Source organism: Phaeobacter porticola, assembly GCF_001888185.1.
Classification (GTDB): Bacteria; Pseudomonadota; Alphaproteobacteria; order Rhodobacterales; family Rhodobacteraceae; genus Phaeobacter; species Phaeobacter porticola.
The window spans coordinates 2,342,317-2,359,038 of record NZ_CP016364.1; the positions used below are offsets into that span (position 1 = coordinate 2,342,317).

General features: G+C 60.9%; 17 protein-coding genes. 8 read left to right on the plus strand and 9 right to left on the minus strand.

The window, feature by feature from the left end; translation table 11 throughout:
- Window positions 1-81: 81 nt before the first annotated feature.
- Both PhaeoP97_RS11225 and PhaeoP97_RS11230 read right to left on the minus strand, forming a co-directional pair.
- A complete protein-coding gene (locus tag PhaeoP97_RS11225; RefSeq protein ID WP_072505121.1) occupies window positions 82-603 on the minus strand; it encodes a PhnA domain-containing protein in 522 nt (173 codons plus the stop codon).
- Between the two features lie 228 nt (window positions 604-831).
- Window positions 832-1,167, minus strand: a complete 336-nt coding sequence (locus PhaeoP97_RS11230) for a TraR/DksA family transcriptional regulator (RefSeq protein WP_072505122.1) — start codon at window positions 1,165-1,167, stop codon at window positions 832-834.
- Between the two features lie 257 nt (window positions 1,168-1,424).
- Between PhaeoP97_RS11230 and PhaeoP97_RS11235 the strand changes: the two genes are divergently transcribed.
- Entirely contained in the window at window positions 1,425-1,574 is a 150-nt protein-coding gene (locus PhaeoP97_RS11235) for an entericidin A/B family lipoprotein (RefSeq protein ID WP_072506443.1), read from the plus strand.
- A gap of 296 nt (window positions 1,575-1,870) precedes the next feature.
- On the opposite strand, the gene PhaeoP97_RS11240 is transcribed toward PhaeoP97_RS11235, so the two are convergent.
- Together PhaeoP97_RS11240 and lepA are read right to left on the minus strand one after the other, a co-directional pair.
- Window positions 1,871-2,887, minus strand: coding sequence for a hypothetical protein (locus PhaeoP97_RS11240; RefSeq protein ID WP_157891249.1), 1,017 nt, complete (start codon window positions 2,885-2,887; stop codon window positions 1,871-1,873).
- Between the two features lie 345 nt (window positions 2,888-3,232).
- Entirely contained in the window at window positions 3,233-5,047 is a 1,815-nt protein-coding gene (gene lepA / locus PhaeoP97_RS11245; RefSeq protein WP_072505124.1) for a translation elongation factor 4, read from the minus strand.
- Between the two features lie 89 nt (window positions 5,048-5,136).
- On the opposite strand from lepA, the gene PhaeoP97_RS11250 reads away from it, so the two are divergent.
- From PhaeoP97_RS11250 to PhaeoP97_RS11265, 4 genes are all read left to right on the plus strand, one after another.
- The gene (locus PhaeoP97_RS11250) at window positions 5,137-6,435 is read left to right on the plus strand and encodes a hypothetical protein (RefSeq protein WP_072505125.1); all 1,299 of its coding nucleotides are present in this window, start codon (window positions 5,137-5,139) and stop codon (window positions 6,433-6,435) included.
- Between the two features lie 168 nt (window positions 6,436-6,603).
- The gene (locus PhaeoP97_RS11255; RefSeq protein ID WP_014880689.1) at window positions 6,604-6,786 is read left to right on the plus strand and encodes a hypothetical protein; all 183 of its coding nucleotides are present in this window, start codon (window positions 6,604-6,606) and stop codon (window positions 6,784-6,786) included.
- A gap of 257 nt (window positions 6,787-7,043) precedes the next feature.
- Window positions 7,044-7,355, plus strand: a complete 312-nt coding sequence (locus tag PhaeoP97_RS11260; protein ID WP_072506444.1) for a hypothetical protein — start codon at window positions 7,044-7,046, stop codon at window positions 7,353-7,355.
- 165 nt (window positions 7,356-7,520) lie between these two features.
- A complete protein-coding gene (locus tag PhaeoP97_RS11265) occupies window positions 7,521-8,498 on the plus strand; it encodes a LysR family transcriptional regulator (protein ID WP_072505126.1) in 978 nt (325 codons plus the stop codon).
- Between the two features lie 9 nt (window positions 8,499-8,507).
- Here the strand turns inward: PhaeoP97_RS11265 and PhaeoP97_RS11270 are convergent, their stop codons facing one another.
- From PhaeoP97_RS11270 to meaB, 5 genes are all read right to left on the minus strand, one after another.
- Window positions 8,508-8,948, minus strand: coding sequence for a low molecular weight protein-tyrosine-phosphatase (locus tag PhaeoP97_RS11270; RefSeq protein WP_072506445.1), 441 nt, complete (start codon window positions 8,946-8,948; stop codon window positions 8,508-8,510).
- Window positions 8,949-9,100: 152 nt separating this feature from the next.
- Window positions 9,101-9,571, minus strand: a complete 471-nt coding sequence (locus PhaeoP97_RS11275) for a copper chaperone PCu(A)C (RefSeq protein WP_072505127.1) — start codon at window positions 9,569-9,571, stop codon at window positions 9,101-9,103.
- Between the two features lie 53 nt (window positions 9,572-9,624).
- Entirely contained in the window at window positions 9,625-9,981 is a 357-nt protein-coding gene (locus PhaeoP97_RS11280) for a hypothetical protein (RefSeq protein ID WP_237028930.1), read from the minus strand.
- Between the two features lie 181 nt (window positions 9,982-10,162).
- Complete coding sequence (rpmB, locus tag PhaeoP97_RS11285) at window positions 10,163-10,453, minus strand: 50S ribosomal protein L28 (protein ID WP_014875324.1); 291 nt, start codon at window positions 10,451-10,453, stop codon at window positions 10,163-10,165.
- 306 nt (window positions 10,454-10,759) lie between these two features.
- On the minus strand, window positions 10,760-11,782 hold the full coding sequence (gene meaB / locus PhaeoP97_RS11290; protein ID WP_072506446.1) for a methylmalonyl Co-A mutase-associated GTPase MeaB: 1,023 nt from the start codon (window positions 11,780-11,782) through the stop codon (window positions 10,760-10,762).
- A gap of 142 nt (window positions 11,783-11,924) precedes the next feature.
- On the opposite strand from meaB, the gene hrpB reads away from it, so the two are divergent.
- The 3 genes from hrpB to PhaeoP97_RS11305 all read left to right on the plus strand — a co-directional run bounded on the left by hrpB (window position 11,925) and on the right by PhaeoP97_RS11305 (window position 16,641).
- Window positions 11,925-14,429: an ATP-dependent helicase HrpB gene (gene hrpB, locus PhaeoP97_RS11295; RefSeq protein WP_072505129.1), complete on the plus strand. Its 2,505-nt coding sequence runs from the start codon at window positions 11,925-11,927 to the stop codon at window positions 14,427-14,429.
- A 181-nt stretch (window positions 14,430-14,610) separates the two neighbouring features.
- Window positions 14,611-15,069 (plus strand): NUDIX hydrolase, encoded by a 459-nt coding sequence (locus PhaeoP97_RS11300; protein WP_072505130.1) that lies wholly within the window; start codon window positions 14,611-14,613, stop codon window positions 15,067-15,069.
- Between the two features lie 90 nt (window positions 15,070-15,159).
- Window positions 15,160-16,641, plus strand: coding sequence for an inorganic phosphate transporter (locus tag PhaeoP97_RS11305; protein WP_072505131.1), 1,482 nt, complete (start codon window positions 15,160-15,162; stop codon window positions 16,639-16,641).
- Window positions 16,642-16,722: the final 81 nt, after the last annotated feature.

Genomic DNA, 16,722 nt, shown 5'->3' on the forward strand with positions numbered 1-16,722 from the left:
TTGGCTTGGTTGTGCCACATCCAAGACAGGGCGGCAACGGGCGCAAGTGCATTTCTGTGTCAGCTGTGGCGGCTGAGCCGGCTATTTCTTTTTCACAAATTTGGTGAGGATCACGATGCGCTGCCCGTCGACCCGGCCTTCGATGTGGTCGGAGTTGTCCGCTACCAGTGAGATATTGCGCACAGCCGTGCCGCGTTTGGCGGTAAATCCAGCGCCCTTGACCGGCAGATCCTTGATCAGCACCACGGAATCGCCAGATGCCAGCGGCGCACCATTGCTGTCGCGATGATCGCTGATGGTCGGCGCAGCATCGACCCAGGCGCGGGTCTCATCATCCAGCCACAGCTGGTCCCACAGATCGCGCGCCCAGTCGTGGTCCGACAACCGGGCCAACAGTCGCGCTGCCAGCACCTGCACCGCAGGCGTTTCAGACCACATGGCCGACGACAGGCAGCGCATGTGGTTGGGATCAGGCCTGCCTGCAACCTGATCGGTGCAGACACTGCACAATGCGATCTCGGTCGCCGCATCAAGACCCGCAGGGGCACCGGTCACCTCATAAGGGGTTAGCGGCGTTTCGGCGGCACAAAGGGCGCAGGACATCGGCAAAGCTCCATCAGGACAGGGTTGCCCCTGCTTTAGGGGAGCGGACCGACAAAGAAAAGCGCCCGCGTGGAGGACGCGGGCGAGTTGGGGCGCAACATGGAGACGTGCTGCGGGTCCACAGGGGTCTCTGGATAGGGTTTAAGCGGCGCAACAAGGTCAGGGTCGGCTTGGAGGGTGTTTAAACCCCTGCCCTGCGTTCATGTGCCTGCTGAGAGCAGGGCCAGACTAGCCCGAACAGGATGCACAGAATGGCGTGGTTGGATGGTCAGACAGATGGCTGTCGGTGATCCGATCGCCGCAGATCTGGCAATAGCCATAGGATCCTTCGTCGACACGGGCGAGCGCGCAGTCGATATCGCGGCGCAATTCCAGCCACTTGCGGTTCAATGCCGCGTCGCTGGGCTGCGCGATGACGCGGGCCTCTGTCGGTTGTGCAACAACAAGAGCACTGCGACGGGATTTCAGCGGCACGATATTGGCGGCAGCCCCGGCAGACGGCCGGGCAGCGGGCAGGCCGTTGCGAAGATGCGTCAGAATGTCTTTGTGAGCGGCGTGGTTCATTGAGAGGTCCTCCCCGGATCTGCGACACGTTCCGCTGACGCGCCATTTGGCAGGGCACGTCAGGTCCGACTCAACCTATGAGGTTTTCAAACGGGGCGAAACTCGCTGGATATGGGGGATGGGGTCGGTGCGGGCGGTGGTCTGCCGGGGCGATGGCGGGTCGTGAAAATGCCGCCGATATATCGCCCCGCAAACCACTGGAACGCGCGCCGCGCGCTTGCTATCTGTCGGGCAAGATCGACCACGGGAGACATGAGATGATCCGAACCGCCCTCACCACGCTTGCCCTGACCGGCGCATTGTTTGGCCTGACCGCCTGCGAAACCACCAAAGGCGCCGGCCGCGACATTTCCAAAGCCGGCCAGGCGATCAGCGGCGCCGCACAGGACGTGCAGAACAGCCTCTGACCTTGTTACGGTTGTGGGGAAGAGAGGAACCGTCTGGCCCGAGGGGCTGGGCGGTTTTTTGTTGGCTCGCCGGGGTCGTGTGACATCGCAAAGGGGGCGTATCTGGCGCTTGGGGGGGTGGTGCGAAGCGCCCTCCCCCGTTTGCCAAAGGCAAACCTGCGCTGTGTTCGAGTGATTTCCTCGGACCAGAGTGAAAACCACAAAGGGTAGCGCCTGACCCTGGGTGGGTGCAAACCGCCCTCCCGTGGGGAGGGTCGGGCGCTGCCCGGTCTCGCGACCGGGCGGTACGCAAGCAGTCACAAAGAACCCGTTCGCAGAAAACCTTCCACACTTGCAAAACATACGCTTTTTACACCGATCCTTTCCTTCACTTTTTGTGCGAGCTTTGAGATGCCCTTAATACATGCGTCAATTTTTTCCTCGTCAGAAAGATCAATAGACATGGAGACCAAAGTGCCCTTTATGTTGCACTCAAATTCCTCGAAGGTGTTTGGCTTAATTAATAATGCATGCCCTTCCGACGCCAAGAAAAAGTGGCCCAACTCGCCGAAAAGTTGGTGAGCAAAGAAAAGTCCAAACCCAGCGTTATCCCACACCGACTTTTGATGTGCTTTCTTCTTCTTGTGACGCCAGGCCTTAGACGAAATCCCAGGCATCAAGCTATAGTACAAGGCCTCTCGGTTGTTTTCTGGATGTGTGTACTTGCTAGCACCCAAGGATTTTTCGATCCCCACCCCTCTGTCAGCGATACAAATTTCTACTATGTCCCTCTGGCGCCAATATTGCGCACAAAAAACAGCAGAATCTGCCTCGCCGTGCTCGAAAGTGTTTCGAAAAATCTCACAAAACGATCTCGCAACAACTGACCTCAGACTGTCACTCTTCCCTTGGGACACGATTTGCGCAATATCTTCACAGCGCTCCTGAATTGCGTCACCTAGCGCGAAATCCATATCAACTGCGCGATCTTCAAGAGCTTCGCGAGTCATTACGCTCATTGGAATGTAAGTCTGCCCGCCGAACGCTCCTTTAGGATAAGGCCGCCCTTTTAAGCTGAGTGCATCCGAAAAGCCGAGGTTATTCGCGTAGTCATGTCCCGCCAATCCGGTATAAAGCACCTTTTCGTCGGAGTGTTTTCTTGCGCGCTGCCGACACACTTTTGCGAGAAATATCATAGCCGTAGGCGTAAAGAACCTTACAGGGCGTGTATCTATGCGAAAGTTCTCGCCGTACCCCAACGCGTCGATTTGGCAAGAAAACTCAGCGAGTGCCTTTGGATTACACTCACGCGGAAATCTGATCGAAAAGGTCACGCAGAAGAACTCCAGAAGGAGAAAGAGAAAATTTCTCCCCGCACTCAACCACCACCAGTGACGCTCTTCAAGGGGTTACGCCTTGCCAGAAATTTCTCACGAAGCATTTTCTTCACTTTGTGTGGAAGAAATTTAACAAATCGCATCGCCCGTGGGGGCGGATCGGACGCTGCCCGGCCTTTCGGCCGGGCGGGGCATTGGATAGGCCGGAAACAGAAAACGGGGCCGAGGCCCCGTGTTGCTAGCGTTTGAATAGGTCGCGTTTCCGGCGCAGAACGCCGGGGTGCGGGCACGCAATTGGCTGCGCCAACCGCTTTCGCCCGCGCGCCTTGAAAATGGCCAGCTTTAGCTGTCCATTTTGAGGGCGGAAATAAACGCCTCTTGCGGAATATCAACCTTGCCGAACTGGCGCATCTTCTTCTTGCCCGCTTTCTGCTTGTCCAGCAGTTTCCGCTTACGTGTGGCGTCGCCGCCGTAGCATTTGGCGGTCACGTCCTTGCGCAGGGCAGAGAGGGTTTCGCGCGCGATCACCTTGCCGCCGATGGCGGCCTGGATCGGGATCTTGAACATGTGGCGCGGGATCAGGTCCTTGAGCTTTTCGCACATGGCACGGCCACGCATCTCGGCCCGGTCGCGGTGCACCATCATCGACAGCGCATCCACCGGCTCGTCATTGACCAGCACCGACATTTTGACCAGCGCATCCTCGCGGTAGCCGGTCATCTGGTAGTCGAAGGAGGCATAGCCCTTGGTCACCGATTTCAGACGGTCGTAGAAGTCAAACACCACCTCGTTCAGCGGCAGGTCATAGACCACCATGGCGCGGGAGCCGGCGTAGGTCAGGTCTTCCTGAATGCCGCGACGATCCTGACACAGCTTCAGCACGTCGCCGAGATATTCATCCGGCACCAGAATGGTCGCCTTGATGCGGGGTTCCTGCAGGTGGTCGACCTTGGACATATCGGGCATGTCAGCAGGGTTGTGCAGCTCAATCATTTCGTCCGCTTCGCCGTCCTTGCCCTTCATATAGACGTGGTAGACCACGGAGGGCGCGGTGGTGATGAGTTCGATGTTATATTCGCGCTCAATCCGGTCGCGGATCACCTCAAGGTGCAAGAGGCCGAGGAAGCCGCAGCGGAAACCAAAGCCAAGTGCGGCGGAGGTTTCCATTTCAAAGGAGAACGACGCGTCATTCAACGCCAGCTTGTCGATGGCGTCGCGCAGGTCTTCAAATTCGGCCGAGTCCACCGGGAAGAGGCCACAGAACACCACCGGTTGCGCAGGTTTAAAGCCCGGCAGCGCGACCTCGGTGCCGTTGCGGTCATTGGTAATGGTGTCGCCGACGCGGGTGTCGCGCACCTGTTTGATGGACGCAGTGAGGAAGCCGATTTCGCCCGGTTCCAGCTGGTCCACCACCTGCATGGCAGGGCGGAACACACCGATACGGTCCACGTGGTGCAGGGTGTTGTTCGACATGAACTTCACCCGCATACCCTTTTTCAAGACGCCATCCATAATCCGCACCAGAACGATCACGCCGAGATAGGCGTCATACCAACTGTCCACCAGCATCGCCTTCAGCGGTGCGTCGCGGGTGCCGGTTGGGGCCGGAAGGGTCTTGACAATAGCCTCCAGCGTCTCGCGGATGCCCTGCCCGGTTTTGGCGGAGACCCGGATCGCCTCGGAGGCGTCGATGCCGATCACATCCTCGATCTGTTCGGCGACGCGGTCACAGTCGGAGGCCGGCAGGTCGATCTTGTTCAGGACGGGCACGATTTCATGGTCCGCGTCCAGCGCGTGATAGACATTGGCCAGCGTCTGCGCCTCCACCCCTTGCGAGCTGTCGACCACCAGAAGCGAGCCTTCGACCGCGCGCATGGAGCGGGAGACCTCATAGGCGAAATCGACGTGACCGGGGGTGTCGATCAGGTTCAGGACATAGGTCTCACCATCATCGGCGGTGTAGTCGATGCGGACGGTGTTGGCCTTGATGGTGATGCCGCGCTCGCGCTCGATATCCATGGAGTCGAGCAGCTGCTCCTTCATATCGCGGTCCTCCACCGTTCCGGTCTCCTGGATGAGCCGGTCAGCGAGGGTGGATTTGCCATGGTCGATATGGGCGACGATGGAGAAATTGCGGATGTGAGCGAGGTCTGTCATGCAAGGGGATATGATTTGGTTTTAGGGTTTGGTCAAGGTGGGATAGCTTCTGATGCAAAAGGTACATTTTGGAATGGCAGCTCCAACACATGCGTGACTTGAAACAGGCAGACGCAGAACTTTGGGAGACAATTCCTGAAGATACTATGGCAGTTATCGCGGCTCGAACCGCACTACGATTGTTGCCTAATACTTCCTTCGGAAAACTCTCCCGAAATCCGGCGCTCAATATTACCCACGATTTTCGACAGGTGTTGATCCAAGTAGTGAGCTTAGTAAAAGAATCGGGAGCCACCGCTAGCAAGGCACAACTAGAATTGGTGCGTGCCACCTTGCGAGGCACCATCGATGTGGTCGATGAGCTTAAGCACAAAGCCCCATACTACGCAGCAAAGTCTGCGGCAGCAGTAACGGTCGCTGATGCCGCCCATTTTGCCGTAAGCGCACAGCAGGCGGCCAAGGCAGCCGACATCTCAGAACAGGTCAGCAGCTCTATTGTTGACCTCGCTCTCGAGGACGGCAGAGTGGAACAACAGAAGGGGCTAACGGATTGTTTTGCAAAACCCTTGCTTCCTTCTACTGCCACATATTTATTGAATTTCTGGGAAGAAACTCGAGCCAGTATTTCGGGCTCATCCACGGCCTTCTCTTTCTGGCGCGACTGGTACCAAGGTTTCCTCGACGGCAAACCCCTTGACTGGGACCTCCAGCACCGCGTTGCCCTGATTGACGATACGTTCTGGGACGCAGGCCCCGAAGCCGTTGCCGCCGAGATCGAGCGGATCAGGGCTGAATTCAGCAGACAGCCATCGGGTGAGGACAGGTTCCCCAAGCACGAACCCAAATCGGTAAGCCACTTATTCGATAACCGGGTTATTGCCTCCGCAAGTCTGCAAGGCCTCGCCGAGCAGGTCACTCATAGTATCGAACGCTTTCACGCAGAAACCGGTGCCAACGCGCTTCCTGAAGCGCTGGAACCTCTGACAGCTTTGCCCGCTTTGCTGCTCGCAGTGAACTCGACAATTCAAAAGGCCCCGCACGAGGGAATCATTCCGAGCGAAACGGAGGATCAGCTGCGGGCAGAGATTGGCCGCCTGAATGCAAAAGTCGCTCAACTTCAAGAAGAACTACGGCAAGCGAGCGATTCAAAACCCTCAGTTTTTTCCGATGCCTTCAAGAAACAACTGGGCACAAGCTTGGGCGACTGGAAACTGTATGCGGCACTTTGCACGGGCATCTGGTTCGTGAGTGGAGACATCGAAGGCATGCAGCGGCGTCTGGAGGACATCTCTCATTATCGGGACATGATTTTTGGAGAGGTTTCTTCACCTAGCGGAGCCGCTCTAACTCACTCAACGGCAGAAATAGAAGCCGCCATAGAAATCTAGCCACCTGCCGACCGCAAGGCCAAACCGCGCTTGCCCTCCCCGCACCGCCAAAACGCCGCAAATTCGTCTGGCCTCCTGCGGGAAGGCTAAAAATACGCTATACTGCGACCATTCCGCGAGACGCGCGCCCCCGCTGCGGGGGATCTCACTGCTCAGGAGGACACCGAAATGGATACCATCAGAACTGCCGAATATGCCCGTGCGCTTTACTCGGCGCATGGGGACAAGGCCGAGGCCGAAGTGGCGCAGAAGATGCGGCGCTGTCAGAAGGCTGGCAAAACCGCCGAGGCGGAGGACTGGAAGTCCGTGCGCCAGATGATCCTGTCCCTGCGCGGGCCAAATCAGTCCTGACGCCCGCCGCGGCCTGCCCTCCCTTTGCGCCCGTCCCCGGCACCTGGCACTACGCCCGCCCCTGCGGGGCGCAGGACGGGCCAGTGCTGCGCGGCTCTGTCTGGCTGCGGCAAACGCCTATTGGCGGGTTTCCGCCGAGGGTAAAACAAGCGTTTACCTAGATTGAAAGCTCCCGCCGCTTGCGCCATAGTCCCGGCAATCGCGGGCAACAGACCCGCTGAGATCAGAGCACTTGCAGACTACTAGGGACAATGACGATGAAGCTATTGCTGACCGCCACGCTTTGCGCCGTGATGATCACCGGGGCAATGCCCGCAGCAGCCGGGGCTGGCGTGATCGAGAAAGCCTGCCGCCAATCGGACCGCACCGCCGCCTCACCCTCGCTCTGCCGCTGTATCCAATCGGTGGCCAATGCCAGCCTGAACCGCAGCGAGCGCAAGACCGTGTCGAAATGGTTCAGCGATCCGCATCAGGCCCAAGTGGTGCGCCAGTCGAGCCGCAGCGCGGACGAACGGCTGTGGAAGCGTTACAAATCCTTTGGCGAGAATGCCGCACGCGTTTGCAGCTGATCAGGAGACCGGCGGGCTGGTGCGATAGCGCCCCCTCTTTGCCCGGATGAAATCGCATATAACACCAACGCGGACCGCAGCTGAGTAGACGATCCGCATCGCCCCTCCTCTTTCCCATCGACGGGACGCAGACCCGCGCCCGCAACATCAGGCAGGACCGCAGATATGTTGATGAAAGGGGTGACGCTGCGCGGGCTTGAGGTGTTCGAAGCGCTGGCCAAAACCGGATCTGTAGCGCAAACCGCCGCGCTCACCGGGCTGAGCCAGCCTGCGGTCAGCCAGCAGCTGCGCAATCTGGAAAGCGCACTGGGGGCGGAACTGGTCAACCATGGTCGCCGCCCGATGGTGCTGACGCCTGCCGGGCGCAATTTTCTGGCCAGAACAGAGGCGGTGCTGACCGAGCTGCGGCTGGCGCAGAGCGAATTGAGCGTGGTTGATCTCAACCACCTGTCGACGCTGTCAATCGGGCTGATTGACGATTTCGACAATGATCTGACCCCGCGTCTGGCGACCACTCTGGCCGAGAGCCTGGTCAATTGCCGCTTCAAGATGATCACCGCCTCCAGCCACGACATTCTGGACGCGCTGGACGCGCGCGAGCTGCATATCGCGGTGGCGGCCACCTCTGGCGCCCTGCGCGAGGGGATCACCGAATACCCGCTGGTGCAGGATCCCTTCATGCTGGTGGCACCGCGCGGCATGTTACGCAAACCAGAGGCGGAGATGGATATTCTCAATGCACTGCCGTTCCTGCGGTATGAGGGCAGCCAGTTGATTTCGCAGCAGATCGAGGCGCATCTGGCGCGGCAGAAACTGCTGTTTGAGGAACGGTTTGAGATCGGCTCCCATCTGTCACTGATGGCGCTGGTGGCCCGCCGGATCGGCTGGGCGATCACCACGCCGCTGGGCTATATGCGGGCGGCGCGGTTCCATGACGAGATTGAGGCCTTCCCGCTGCCCTTTGGCGCGTTTTCGCGGCGGATTTCGCTGTTTTCCAGCGCCGATTGGGCCGACCGGGTGCCGCGCGATGTGGCGCAGACCATGCGGCGGCTGGTACAGGGGCATATGATTGATCCTGCCGTACAGCGCCTGCCCTGGCTGGCGGGCGATCTGAAAGTGCTGGAAGATCAAAGCCCCGGCTGACGTCAGCGCCTAGCGCAGCGTCTTGGCCAGACCACCCGCGGCGGCTTCGATCAGATCAAGGCAACCATCGAAATCGCGGGTATAATAGGGATCCGGCACGTGATCGGCGCCCTGCCCCGGCGCGTAATCGGTGAACAGCTTGACTGGCGTCGTGGCCCCCTCCGGGCGCTGCGCTTCGATATTCGCCAGATTTTCCCCATCCATTGCGATGATCAGATCAAAGCGGGCGAAATCCTGCGGGGTGAACTGGCGCGCGCGCAGGTCTGAGAGGTCTAGTCCGCGCGCCTTAGCTGCGGCCTGCATCGCACCATAGGGCGGTGACCCCACATGATAGCTGGCAGTACCGGCGCTGTCGGTTTCCACCTCCGGGCACAGCGCACGGAAAACGCCTTCAGCCGCCGGAGAGCGGCAGATATTGCCGAGACAGACAAAGAGGATGTTTTGCGCCATGATCAGTGCCTTTCGAGATCGCGCCGCCATCCGGCGCCAATTGAGAGATGTACCGTAACGCGGCTGCGGCAAAAGAAAATGGCCAACCCGTGCAGCAGATATGCGCGGATTGGCCAAAGGTTAACTAATCTGGTTGCAGATCAGATGGACGATCAGTGGGAGTGTTTCATCGCGCCGTGATCGGGCTTGCGCTCCAGATCGACGGGGACGGTCACGGTGACCTCACCGGCCTTCTCGAACACCAGCGTCAGGTCGATGGCGTCACCATGGTCCAGCGATTTGGTCAGCCCCATCAGCATCACGTGGTCGCCGCCACGCTGCAGCATATGGGTGTCGCCTGCGGGAATGGCAAAGCCTTCCTCGACGTGCAGCATCTGCATGACACCGTTTTCGCCTTCTTTATGGGTGTGCAGCTGCACCATCTTGGCTGCATCGCTGCGCGCGTCGACTAGCCGGTCATCACTGTCGGTGGCGTTTTCGATCATCATGAAGGCAGCGCCGCTCTTGGCCGCCTTGGAGGACACGCGCGCATAGGAATCCGTCACGGTGACGTCAGCGGCAAAGCCCGCAGTGGCAAAGCTGAGGGCGGCGAAGGTGGCGGCGATCGTGGTCTTGAAGGTCATGGTCTTTGATCCTTGATACGTAGACTTTGGAATTTGGGTAAGAAACAGCGCGGTCATACCGCGCGGGAACGTCCCAGTTCCGGCGGCCCACGGGCAAAGGCGGCCAGCCGCACCACGGGCCGGATCTCAGTGCGCTGCGCTATGTATCGCGGCAGCTGTTGCGGCAGGGTGCTGTGCCCCAAGACAGGCAACGCCAGACCCAGGTCCGAGACGAAGGTCAGACACTCGTGACACTCCATCGGCGGCGACACCGGCTGGCCGTCGCTGTCGATATAGACCATCACCGGACCAGTGCCGGTGCAGATCACCATCTGCCCCGCAGCATCGCGCATACCCGCCTGAGCGCTGATACCCGTGAGGGCCATCAGCACGGTCAGGGCAAGCGCCAGATATGACCGAAGAAAATTCATCCTAGGGCGAGATATGCGCCTGTGGCCACGCCGCCGCAAGGCGAAAAAGCGACGCAGGCAAAGGCACATGCAACGGTCAGTTCCGCCCCTGCCCCATCGACAAAAAGAAAACGCCGCGCATGAGGTCATGCACGACGTTTTTAAATTCTGAACCCTACCCTTCGTGGGCCGGGTTTGGCGATCAGGCCTCGGCGGCTTGTGCCTTAGCGATCTCTTTCTTGACCTTCAGCGCGGTGTTGGACAGCTCGTCGTCTTTGGCTTTGGCCAGAAACGCGTCCAGACCACCACGGTGATCAACGGTGCGCAGCGCGGCGGCCGAGATGCGCAGCTTGATGCCACGGTTCAGAGTCTCGGACTGCAGCGTAACGTCGTTCAGGTTCGGCAGAAAGCGACGCTTGGTTTTGTTGTTGGCGTGGCTGACATTGTTGCCAGTCATCGGGCCTTTTCCGGTCAATTCGCAACGGCGCGACATAGGTTCATCCTTCGTATCTGGGGCGCCCGTTGATCATGGTTCGAAACGAGCACCAAATTACAAGGGGCGCGGCCATTGGCTGCGCCCGAAAACTGGTTGGATGCGTTTAGGAGGAATCGCGTGCAGGGTCAAGCCATATGAAACGGATTTATGGGACAACCTGTGCACAACCCCCTAACGGGCTATTTCCGCATCCAAGGTTCGCGCCCTTTTAGCCTGTTGGCTGGTCGAAATCCAGCACCGATCGGGCGTTATTTACAAGGGGGCCCTGCGATCCAGATGATCCGCCCCACCTGTGCCGTGCGATCAGCCTACCCCCAGCCCCGCCAACATGTCCTGTGCCGCAGCGGCTGGGGTCAGGCGGCCTGCGGCGACGTCTTCGGACAGATCGGCCATGCGGCTTTGCGCCCAGCGCGTCTCCAGCCGGGCCAGTAGCGCCTGACGCACGTCTTCCCCAAACCAGTAGCGGGCCTGTTCGCCGCGCCGCCGCTGCCAGTGGCCGTTTTCACGCCGCCAGTCGGCCAGCGTCTGCATGTCGTCCCAGGCGGTTTCCAACCCGTCACGGGTGGCGGCGGAAACCATCAGCGCCTTGGGGTAGCCATCGGGGTCCTGCGGGCGTTTGCGCAGCAGCCGCAGAGCGCCGGCATAATCGGCGCAGGTGCGGGTTGCGGCGGGCTTCAGATCGCCATCGGCCTTGTTCACCAGAATGATGTCGGCCATCTCCATGATGCCCCGTTTGACGCCCTGCAATTCATCGCCACCCGCCGGGGCCAGCAGCAAGAGAAACAGATCGGACATTTCCGAGACCACGGTTTCGGACTGGCCGACGCCCACAGTTTCAATCAGCACCACGTCAAATCCCGCCGCCTCGCACAGCGTCACCGCCTCGCGCGAGCGGCGCCCGACGCCGCCCAGATGGGTCTGGCTTGGCGAGGGGCGGATAAAGGCGTTTTTTTCGCGGCTGAGGTGTTCCATCCGGGTCTTATCGCCCAGAATCGACCCGCCAGAGCGCGTCGAACTGGGATCCACCGCCAGCACCGCAACACGCAAACCCGCCGCGATCAGCATCATGCCAAAGCTTTCTATAAAGGTGGATTTCCCCACCCCCGGCGTGCCGGACAGGCCGATGCGCAGCGATTGGCGGTTCTCGCGGGCCAGCAAGTCCAACAGGCGGGTGGTGGCCGCGCGGTGATCGGCGCGCCCGCTTTCGACCAGGGTGATGGCGCGGGCAAGCGCCCGGCGTTCGCCATTCAGGATGCGGGTGGCCAGATCGTCAATATCCGGCACGGCACCCCGCGCGGCACCTGTGGGTTTGTCTGCTGCTGACATATCGGCCTCTCCCGCTCCCATCTGCCTGTCGCGCATTGATGGCGCAGCCGGACGGCGATTGTCCAGAGAGCATACGTCGCAGGTGAACAAAGCCGATGCGGTCGGCGCTGGACCAGACCCGCGCCATTGGCGATAAGGCGGCATGACCAGATTGCCCATTGATGACGCCCTGCCCGAATTGATTGCTGCTCTGCAACGCCAGAAACGCGCCGTGTTGCAGGCCCCGCCGGGGGCAGGCAAGACCACGCGGGTGCCTTTGGCGATGCTGGAGGCGGGGCTGTTTGCAGGCCGTATCCTCATGCTGGAGCCGCGCCGACTGGCCGCGCGCGCCGCTGCCGAACGCATGGCCGACACATTGGGCGAGCCGGTCGGGCAGACCGTGGGCTACCGGATCAGGGGTGAGGCGAAGGTCAGCGCCGAGACGCGGATCGAGGTTGTCACCGAAGGTATCCTGACGCGGATACTGCAATCGGACCCCGACCTGCCCGGCGTTGGCGCAGTGATTTTTGATGAATTCCACGAACGGTCTCTTAATGCCGATTTTGGTCTGGCGCTCTGTCTGGAGGTGGCCGGCGCCCTGCGCGACGATCTGATCCTGCTGGCCATGTCCGCCACGTTGGACGCCGCCCCAGTCGCCGAATTGATGGAGGCGCCACTGGTAACCTCCGAGGGGCGCAGCTACCCGGTTGAGACCCGCTGGCTGGACACTCCCCTGCCCGCCGACAGCCGAAGCGGGCGCGGCCCAAGGCGGCTGGATGCGCTGGTCGATCTGGTGCTGCGCGCCGAAGCCGAAAGCCGCCCCGCAGGATCGGGCGGCAGAGGCGGGTCCGAGGCCAAGGGCGGCGGCATTCTGGTGTTCCTCCCCGGCGAGGGCGAAATCCGCAAGGCGGCCGCCGCACTGGCTGGCCGGTTGCCGGGGGATTGCGTGGTCCGCCCACTGTTTGGTGCCCTGCCCTTTGCTGAGCAGCGCGCGGCGATCCAGCCGGACCCTGTGGCGCGCAAAATCGTGCTGGCGACCTCCATTGCGGAAACCTCGCTCACCATTCAGGACATTCGCGTGGTGGTGGATATGGGGCTGGCAAGGCGCAGCCGGTTCGACCCCGGTTCCGGCATGTCGCGGCTGGTCACCGAACGTGTGACCCGCGCCGAGGCCACCCAGCGACAGGGCCGTGCCGGCCGGGTGGCAGCGGGGGTCGGCTACCGGCTGTGGACCAAGGGCGAAGACGGGGCGCTGGCTGCGTTTCCGCCACCGGAAATTCAGGCCGCTGACCTCACATCACTGGCGCTGGAACTGGCGCTTTGGGGGGCGGGTCCGGATGATCTGCCGTTTCTGACGCCACCGCCCGAAGGCGCGCTAAAGGAGGCGCAGGCGTTGCTGCGGATGCTGGGCGCACTGGATGGCGAGGCGCGGATCACCTCCCATGGCAAGGCGCTGGCCAAATTGCCCCTGCACCCGCGTCTGGGGCATATGCTGGCGCGATTTGGCACCGATGCAGCACCGCTGGCGGCCCTGCTGGCGGAACGCGATCCCTTGCGTGGCGCGCCGGTGGAACTGGCGCTGCGACTGGAGGCCCTGCGGGACGCAAAGGGGTTTCAGCGCCGCCGGAGGTATCAGCTGAATGTCCCCACGCTGGAGCGTATCAAGGGAGAGGCCAAGCGACTGGCGCGACAGGCCCCTCGTGGCACCCCCTCAGTTTCAGCGAGTGCTGCTGTGATGGCCGCCGCCGCCTACCCCGACAGGATCGGACAGCGCCGCAAGGGCGATGCGCCGCGCTATGTGCTGTCCGGTGGCAAGGGCGCGGTGCTGCCGCCAGAGGACAGCCTGGCCGCCACGCCGTTTCTGGTGGGGCTCGACAGTGACGGCAACCCGCGTGAGGCGCGGTTGCGGCTGGCCACGCCGATCACCCTGTCAGAGCTGCGCAGCGAATTTTCCGATCAGATCAAACCACAGCTGACCTGTACCTGGTCCAAACGTGACCGCCGTGTTGTGGCGCGTCGCCAGAAGTGTCTGGGCGCCATCGTGCTGGAAGATCACATATGGAAGGATGTCCCGGCCGAGACCGTGGCCACCGCCATGCTGGAGGGGGTGCGCGAGCTGGGTCTGCGGCTGGGCGGCGCCGCTGCACGGTTTGTCGCGCGGGTGCGATTGTTGCAGGCGGACGGCGAGGATCTGCCAGATTTCAGCGAAGAGGCTTTGTTGGCGTCACTGGAAGATTGGCTGCTGCCGATGCTGGACGGGGTGCGCAGCGCCGAGGATTGGAAACGCTTTGACCTGCTGCCCGCGCTGCGCACGGCGCTCAGCTGGGAGCAGACGCAGCGGCTGGATCAGCTGGCGCCGCCGCATTTTACCACGCCGCTGGGGCGCAAAGTGCCGATTGACTACGCAGAGGAAGTGCCGGAGATTTCCGTCAGGTTGCAAGAGATGTTTGGGGTCACCCGCCATCCGACGGTAGGTGGCGTGGCGCTGAAGGTCTCCTTGCTGTCGCCGGCGCAGCGACCGATCCAGATCACCCGCGATCTGCCCGGTTTCTGGTCCGGATCATATGCCGATGTGCGCAAGGATATGCGCGCCCAATACCCCAAACACCCCTGGCCCGAAGACCCCACGCAGGCGGATCCCACATTGCGGGCGAAACCACGCAAATAGCCCAGAACGACGCCAAACCGCATAATTTCCCCGCAAAATCACGGTTTTTTGCGCAAAAATGGTCATATCCGGCCATCTTCATAGGCGGCCCCCTCTTGTATTCCTGCCATGACATGCCAAAATTATACCAAAGCAAAAATGCGCCCGGCATTCATGATCGGCGCTAGAAAGCTGAGCAGCAATGAAACATATCATGTCCAGTGCCTGGGAGGAGTATCTCCGGCCAATGTTCTTTCGTCCCAAACGGCTGCAAGTCGCCGTGATGTGCTATCGCAATGGCACTGAGGGGAAAGACGTTCTCATGATCACCAGTCGCGGCACCGGTCGCTGGATTGTGCCCAAGGGCTGGCCCATCAAGGGCAAAAACGGCCCGCAGTCGGCACTGCAGGAAGCCTGGGAAGAGGCCGGCGTGCGCGATGCCCGGATTGAGGGCGAACCGGTCGGCACCTATGAATACGTGAAATTGCAGGACAATGGCACCAAAGAGGTGGTTCACACTCTGGTCTATAAGGCCGAAGTAACGGAATTGGCCGACGACTACCCCGAGCAGGCCGAACGAACACGGAAATGGATGTCACCCAAGGCCGCGGCAGAACTGGTTGCGGAACCGGAACTGGGCGATTTACTGCGCCAATTGTAACAGATTCATGATGAAAATATGACAAACCCCTTGCATGGCGGCAGAGGGGGAGCTAGGCGCGTGCGCAACTTTTGAATCGGGATCGATACAATGAGCGACGCACCGCAGCGACCGCAGTGGAAGACACTGGACCGGGATCTTAACCGGATTTCTCAACTTGAACTGGCGACATCCTATGTGTCACGCCCGCTGGTTGCCCCCGGCATCGCGCTGGTCTTCATCGCCCTCGCCGGTGTTGGTGCTGCAGTGTTCCTAGGCTCGGCGCCGTCAAACTTCGTGGTGATCGCCGCGGCGGCATTTGGCGCATACATGGCGCTGAACATCGGTGCCAATGACGTGGCCAACAACATGGGTCCTGCGGTGGGTGCCAATGCGCTGACCATGGGCGGGGCCATCGTGATTGCTGCCTTGGCCGAAAGTGCCGGTGCGCTGCTGGCGGGCGGCGATGTGGTCTCCACCATCTCCAAGGGCATCATTGATCCTGCAGGCGTTGCCAGCTCCGAAGTGTTCATCTGGGCCATGATGGCGGCGCTGATTTCTTCGGCGCTGTGGGTGAACCTCGCGACATGGATCGGCGCGCCTGTCTCAACCACCCATTCGGTTGTGGGCGGTGTCATGGGGGCAGGCATTGCCGCTGCCGGGTTTGGTGCTGTGAACTGGCCCACGATGAGCAAAATCGCCGCCAGCTGGGTCATCTCCCCCGTGCTGGGCGGGCTGATCGCGGCTGGATTCCTCGCCTTTATCAAGGCTAAAATCATCTATCAGGATGACAAGATCGCCGCCGCGCGCCGCTGGGTGCCGGTGCTGGTCGGCATCATGGCAGGGGCGTTTGCATCTTATCTGGCGCTAAAGGGCCTGAAGCGGATCATCAAGATTGACCTGGAAATTGCGCTGCTGATCGGTGCCGCGGTTGGCGGGCTATCCTATGTGGTGACCGCGCCGCTGATCAAGCGTCAATCCGAGGGTATGGAGAACCGCAACAAATCGCTGAAAGTGCTGTTCTCGATCCCACTGGTGATTTCTGCCGCGCTTCTGTCGTTTGCTCATGGCGCCAATGATGTGGCCAATGCGGTGGGTCCGCTGGCAGCGATTGTGCATACCACCGAGTTTGGCGATATCGCCTCCAAGGTGGCGATCCCGACCTGGGTCATGGTGATCGGGGCCTTTGGCATCTCATTCGGCCTGTTCCTGTTCGGCCCCAAGCTGATCCGCATGGTTGGCAGCCAGATCACCAAACTGAACCCCATGCGCGCCTATTGTGTGTCGCTGTCCGCCGCGATCACCGTGATTGTGGCAAGCTGGCTGGGTCTGCCCGTGTCCTCCACCCATATTGCGGTGGGGGCTGTGTTTGGCGTGGGCTTCTTCCGTGAATGGCATATGGAGCGCCGCCTGAAGCGCAGCTCGGCTACGCAGCCTGAAACCAAGCGGATTGCACCGGAAGAGCGCCGTCGTCGCAAGCTGGTGCGCCGCAGCCATTTCATGACAATTGCTGCTGCCTGGGTGATCACCGTGCCAGCCGCCGCCTTGCTGTCGGGCTGTGTCTTCTTAGCGTTGACCGCGATCGCCATGTGATCCCGGCCCCGCCCTGAAGCCCTGTCCTGAAATAGAAAAACCGCCGCATCCTGACCGGGTGCGGCGGTTTTTTGTTGGCCT

Excerpts from the sequence above, each read along its gene's own strand:
- PhaeoP97_RS11225 (WP_072505121.1), bottom strand. The coding sequence starts at position 603 with ATGTCCTGCGCCCTTTGTGCCGCCGAAACGCCGCTAACCCCTTATGAG.
- PhaeoP97_RS11230 (WP_072505122.1), bottom strand. The coding sequence starts at position 1,167 with ATGAACCACGCCGCTCACAAAGACATTCTGACGCATCTTCGCAACGGC.
- PhaeoP97_RS11260 (WP_072506444.1), top strand. The coding sequence starts at position 7,044 with ATGAAGCTATTGCTGACCGCCACGCTTTGCGCCGTGATGATCACCGGG.
- hrpB (WP_072505129.1), top strand. The coding sequence starts at position 11,925 with ATGACCAGATTGCCCATTGATGACGCCCTGCCCGAATTGATTGCTGCT.
- PhaeoP97_RS11280 (WP_237028930.1), bottom strand. The coding sequence starts at position 9,981 with ATGAATTTTCTTCGGTCATATCTGGCGCTTGCCCTGACCGTGCTGATG.
- PhaeoP97_RS11305 (WP_072505131.1), top strand. The coding sequence starts at position 15,160 with ATGAGCGACGCACCGCAGCGACCGCAGTGGAAGACACTGGACCGGGAT.
- meaB (WP_072506446.1), bottom strand. The coding sequence starts at position 11,782 with ATGTCAGCAGCAGACAAACCCACAGGTGCCGCGCGGGGTGCCGTGCCG.
- PhaeoP97_RS11250 (WP_072505125.1), top strand. The coding sequence starts at position 5,137 with ATGCGTGACTTGAAACAGGCAGACGCAGAACTTTGGGAGACAATTCCT.
- PhaeoP97_RS11255 (WP_014880689.1), top strand. The coding sequence starts at position 6,604 with ATGGATACCATCAGAACTGCCGAATATGCCCGTGCGCTTTACTCGGCG.
- PhaeoP97_RS11275 (WP_072505127.1), bottom strand. The coding sequence starts at position 9,571 with ATGACCTTCAAGACCACGATCGCCGCCACCTTCGCCGCCCTCAGCTTT.
- PhaeoP97_RS11265 (WP_072505126.1), top strand. The coding sequence starts at position 7,521 with ATGTTGATGAAAGGGGTGACGCTGCGCGGGCTTGAGGTGTTCGAAGCG.
- PhaeoP97_RS11300 (WP_072505130.1), top strand. The coding sequence starts at position 14,611 with ATGAAACATATCATGTCCAGTGCCTGGGAGGAGTATCTCCGGCCAATG.
- rpmB (WP_014875324.1), bottom strand. The coding sequence starts at position 10,453 with ATGTCGCGCCGTTGCGAATTGACCGGAAAAGGCCCGATGACTGGCAAC.
- lepA (WP_072505124.1), bottom strand. The coding sequence starts at position 5,047 with ATGACAGACCTCGCTCACATCCGCAATTTCTCCATCGTCGCCCATATC.
- PhaeoP97_RS11270 (WP_072506445.1), bottom strand. The coding sequence starts at position 8,948 with ATGGCGCAAAACATCCTCTTTGTCTGTCTCGGCAATATCTGCCGCTCT.
- PhaeoP97_RS11235 (WP_072506443.1), top strand. The coding sequence starts at position 1,425 with ATGATCCGAACCGCCCTCACCACGCTTGCCCTGACCGGCGCATTGTTT.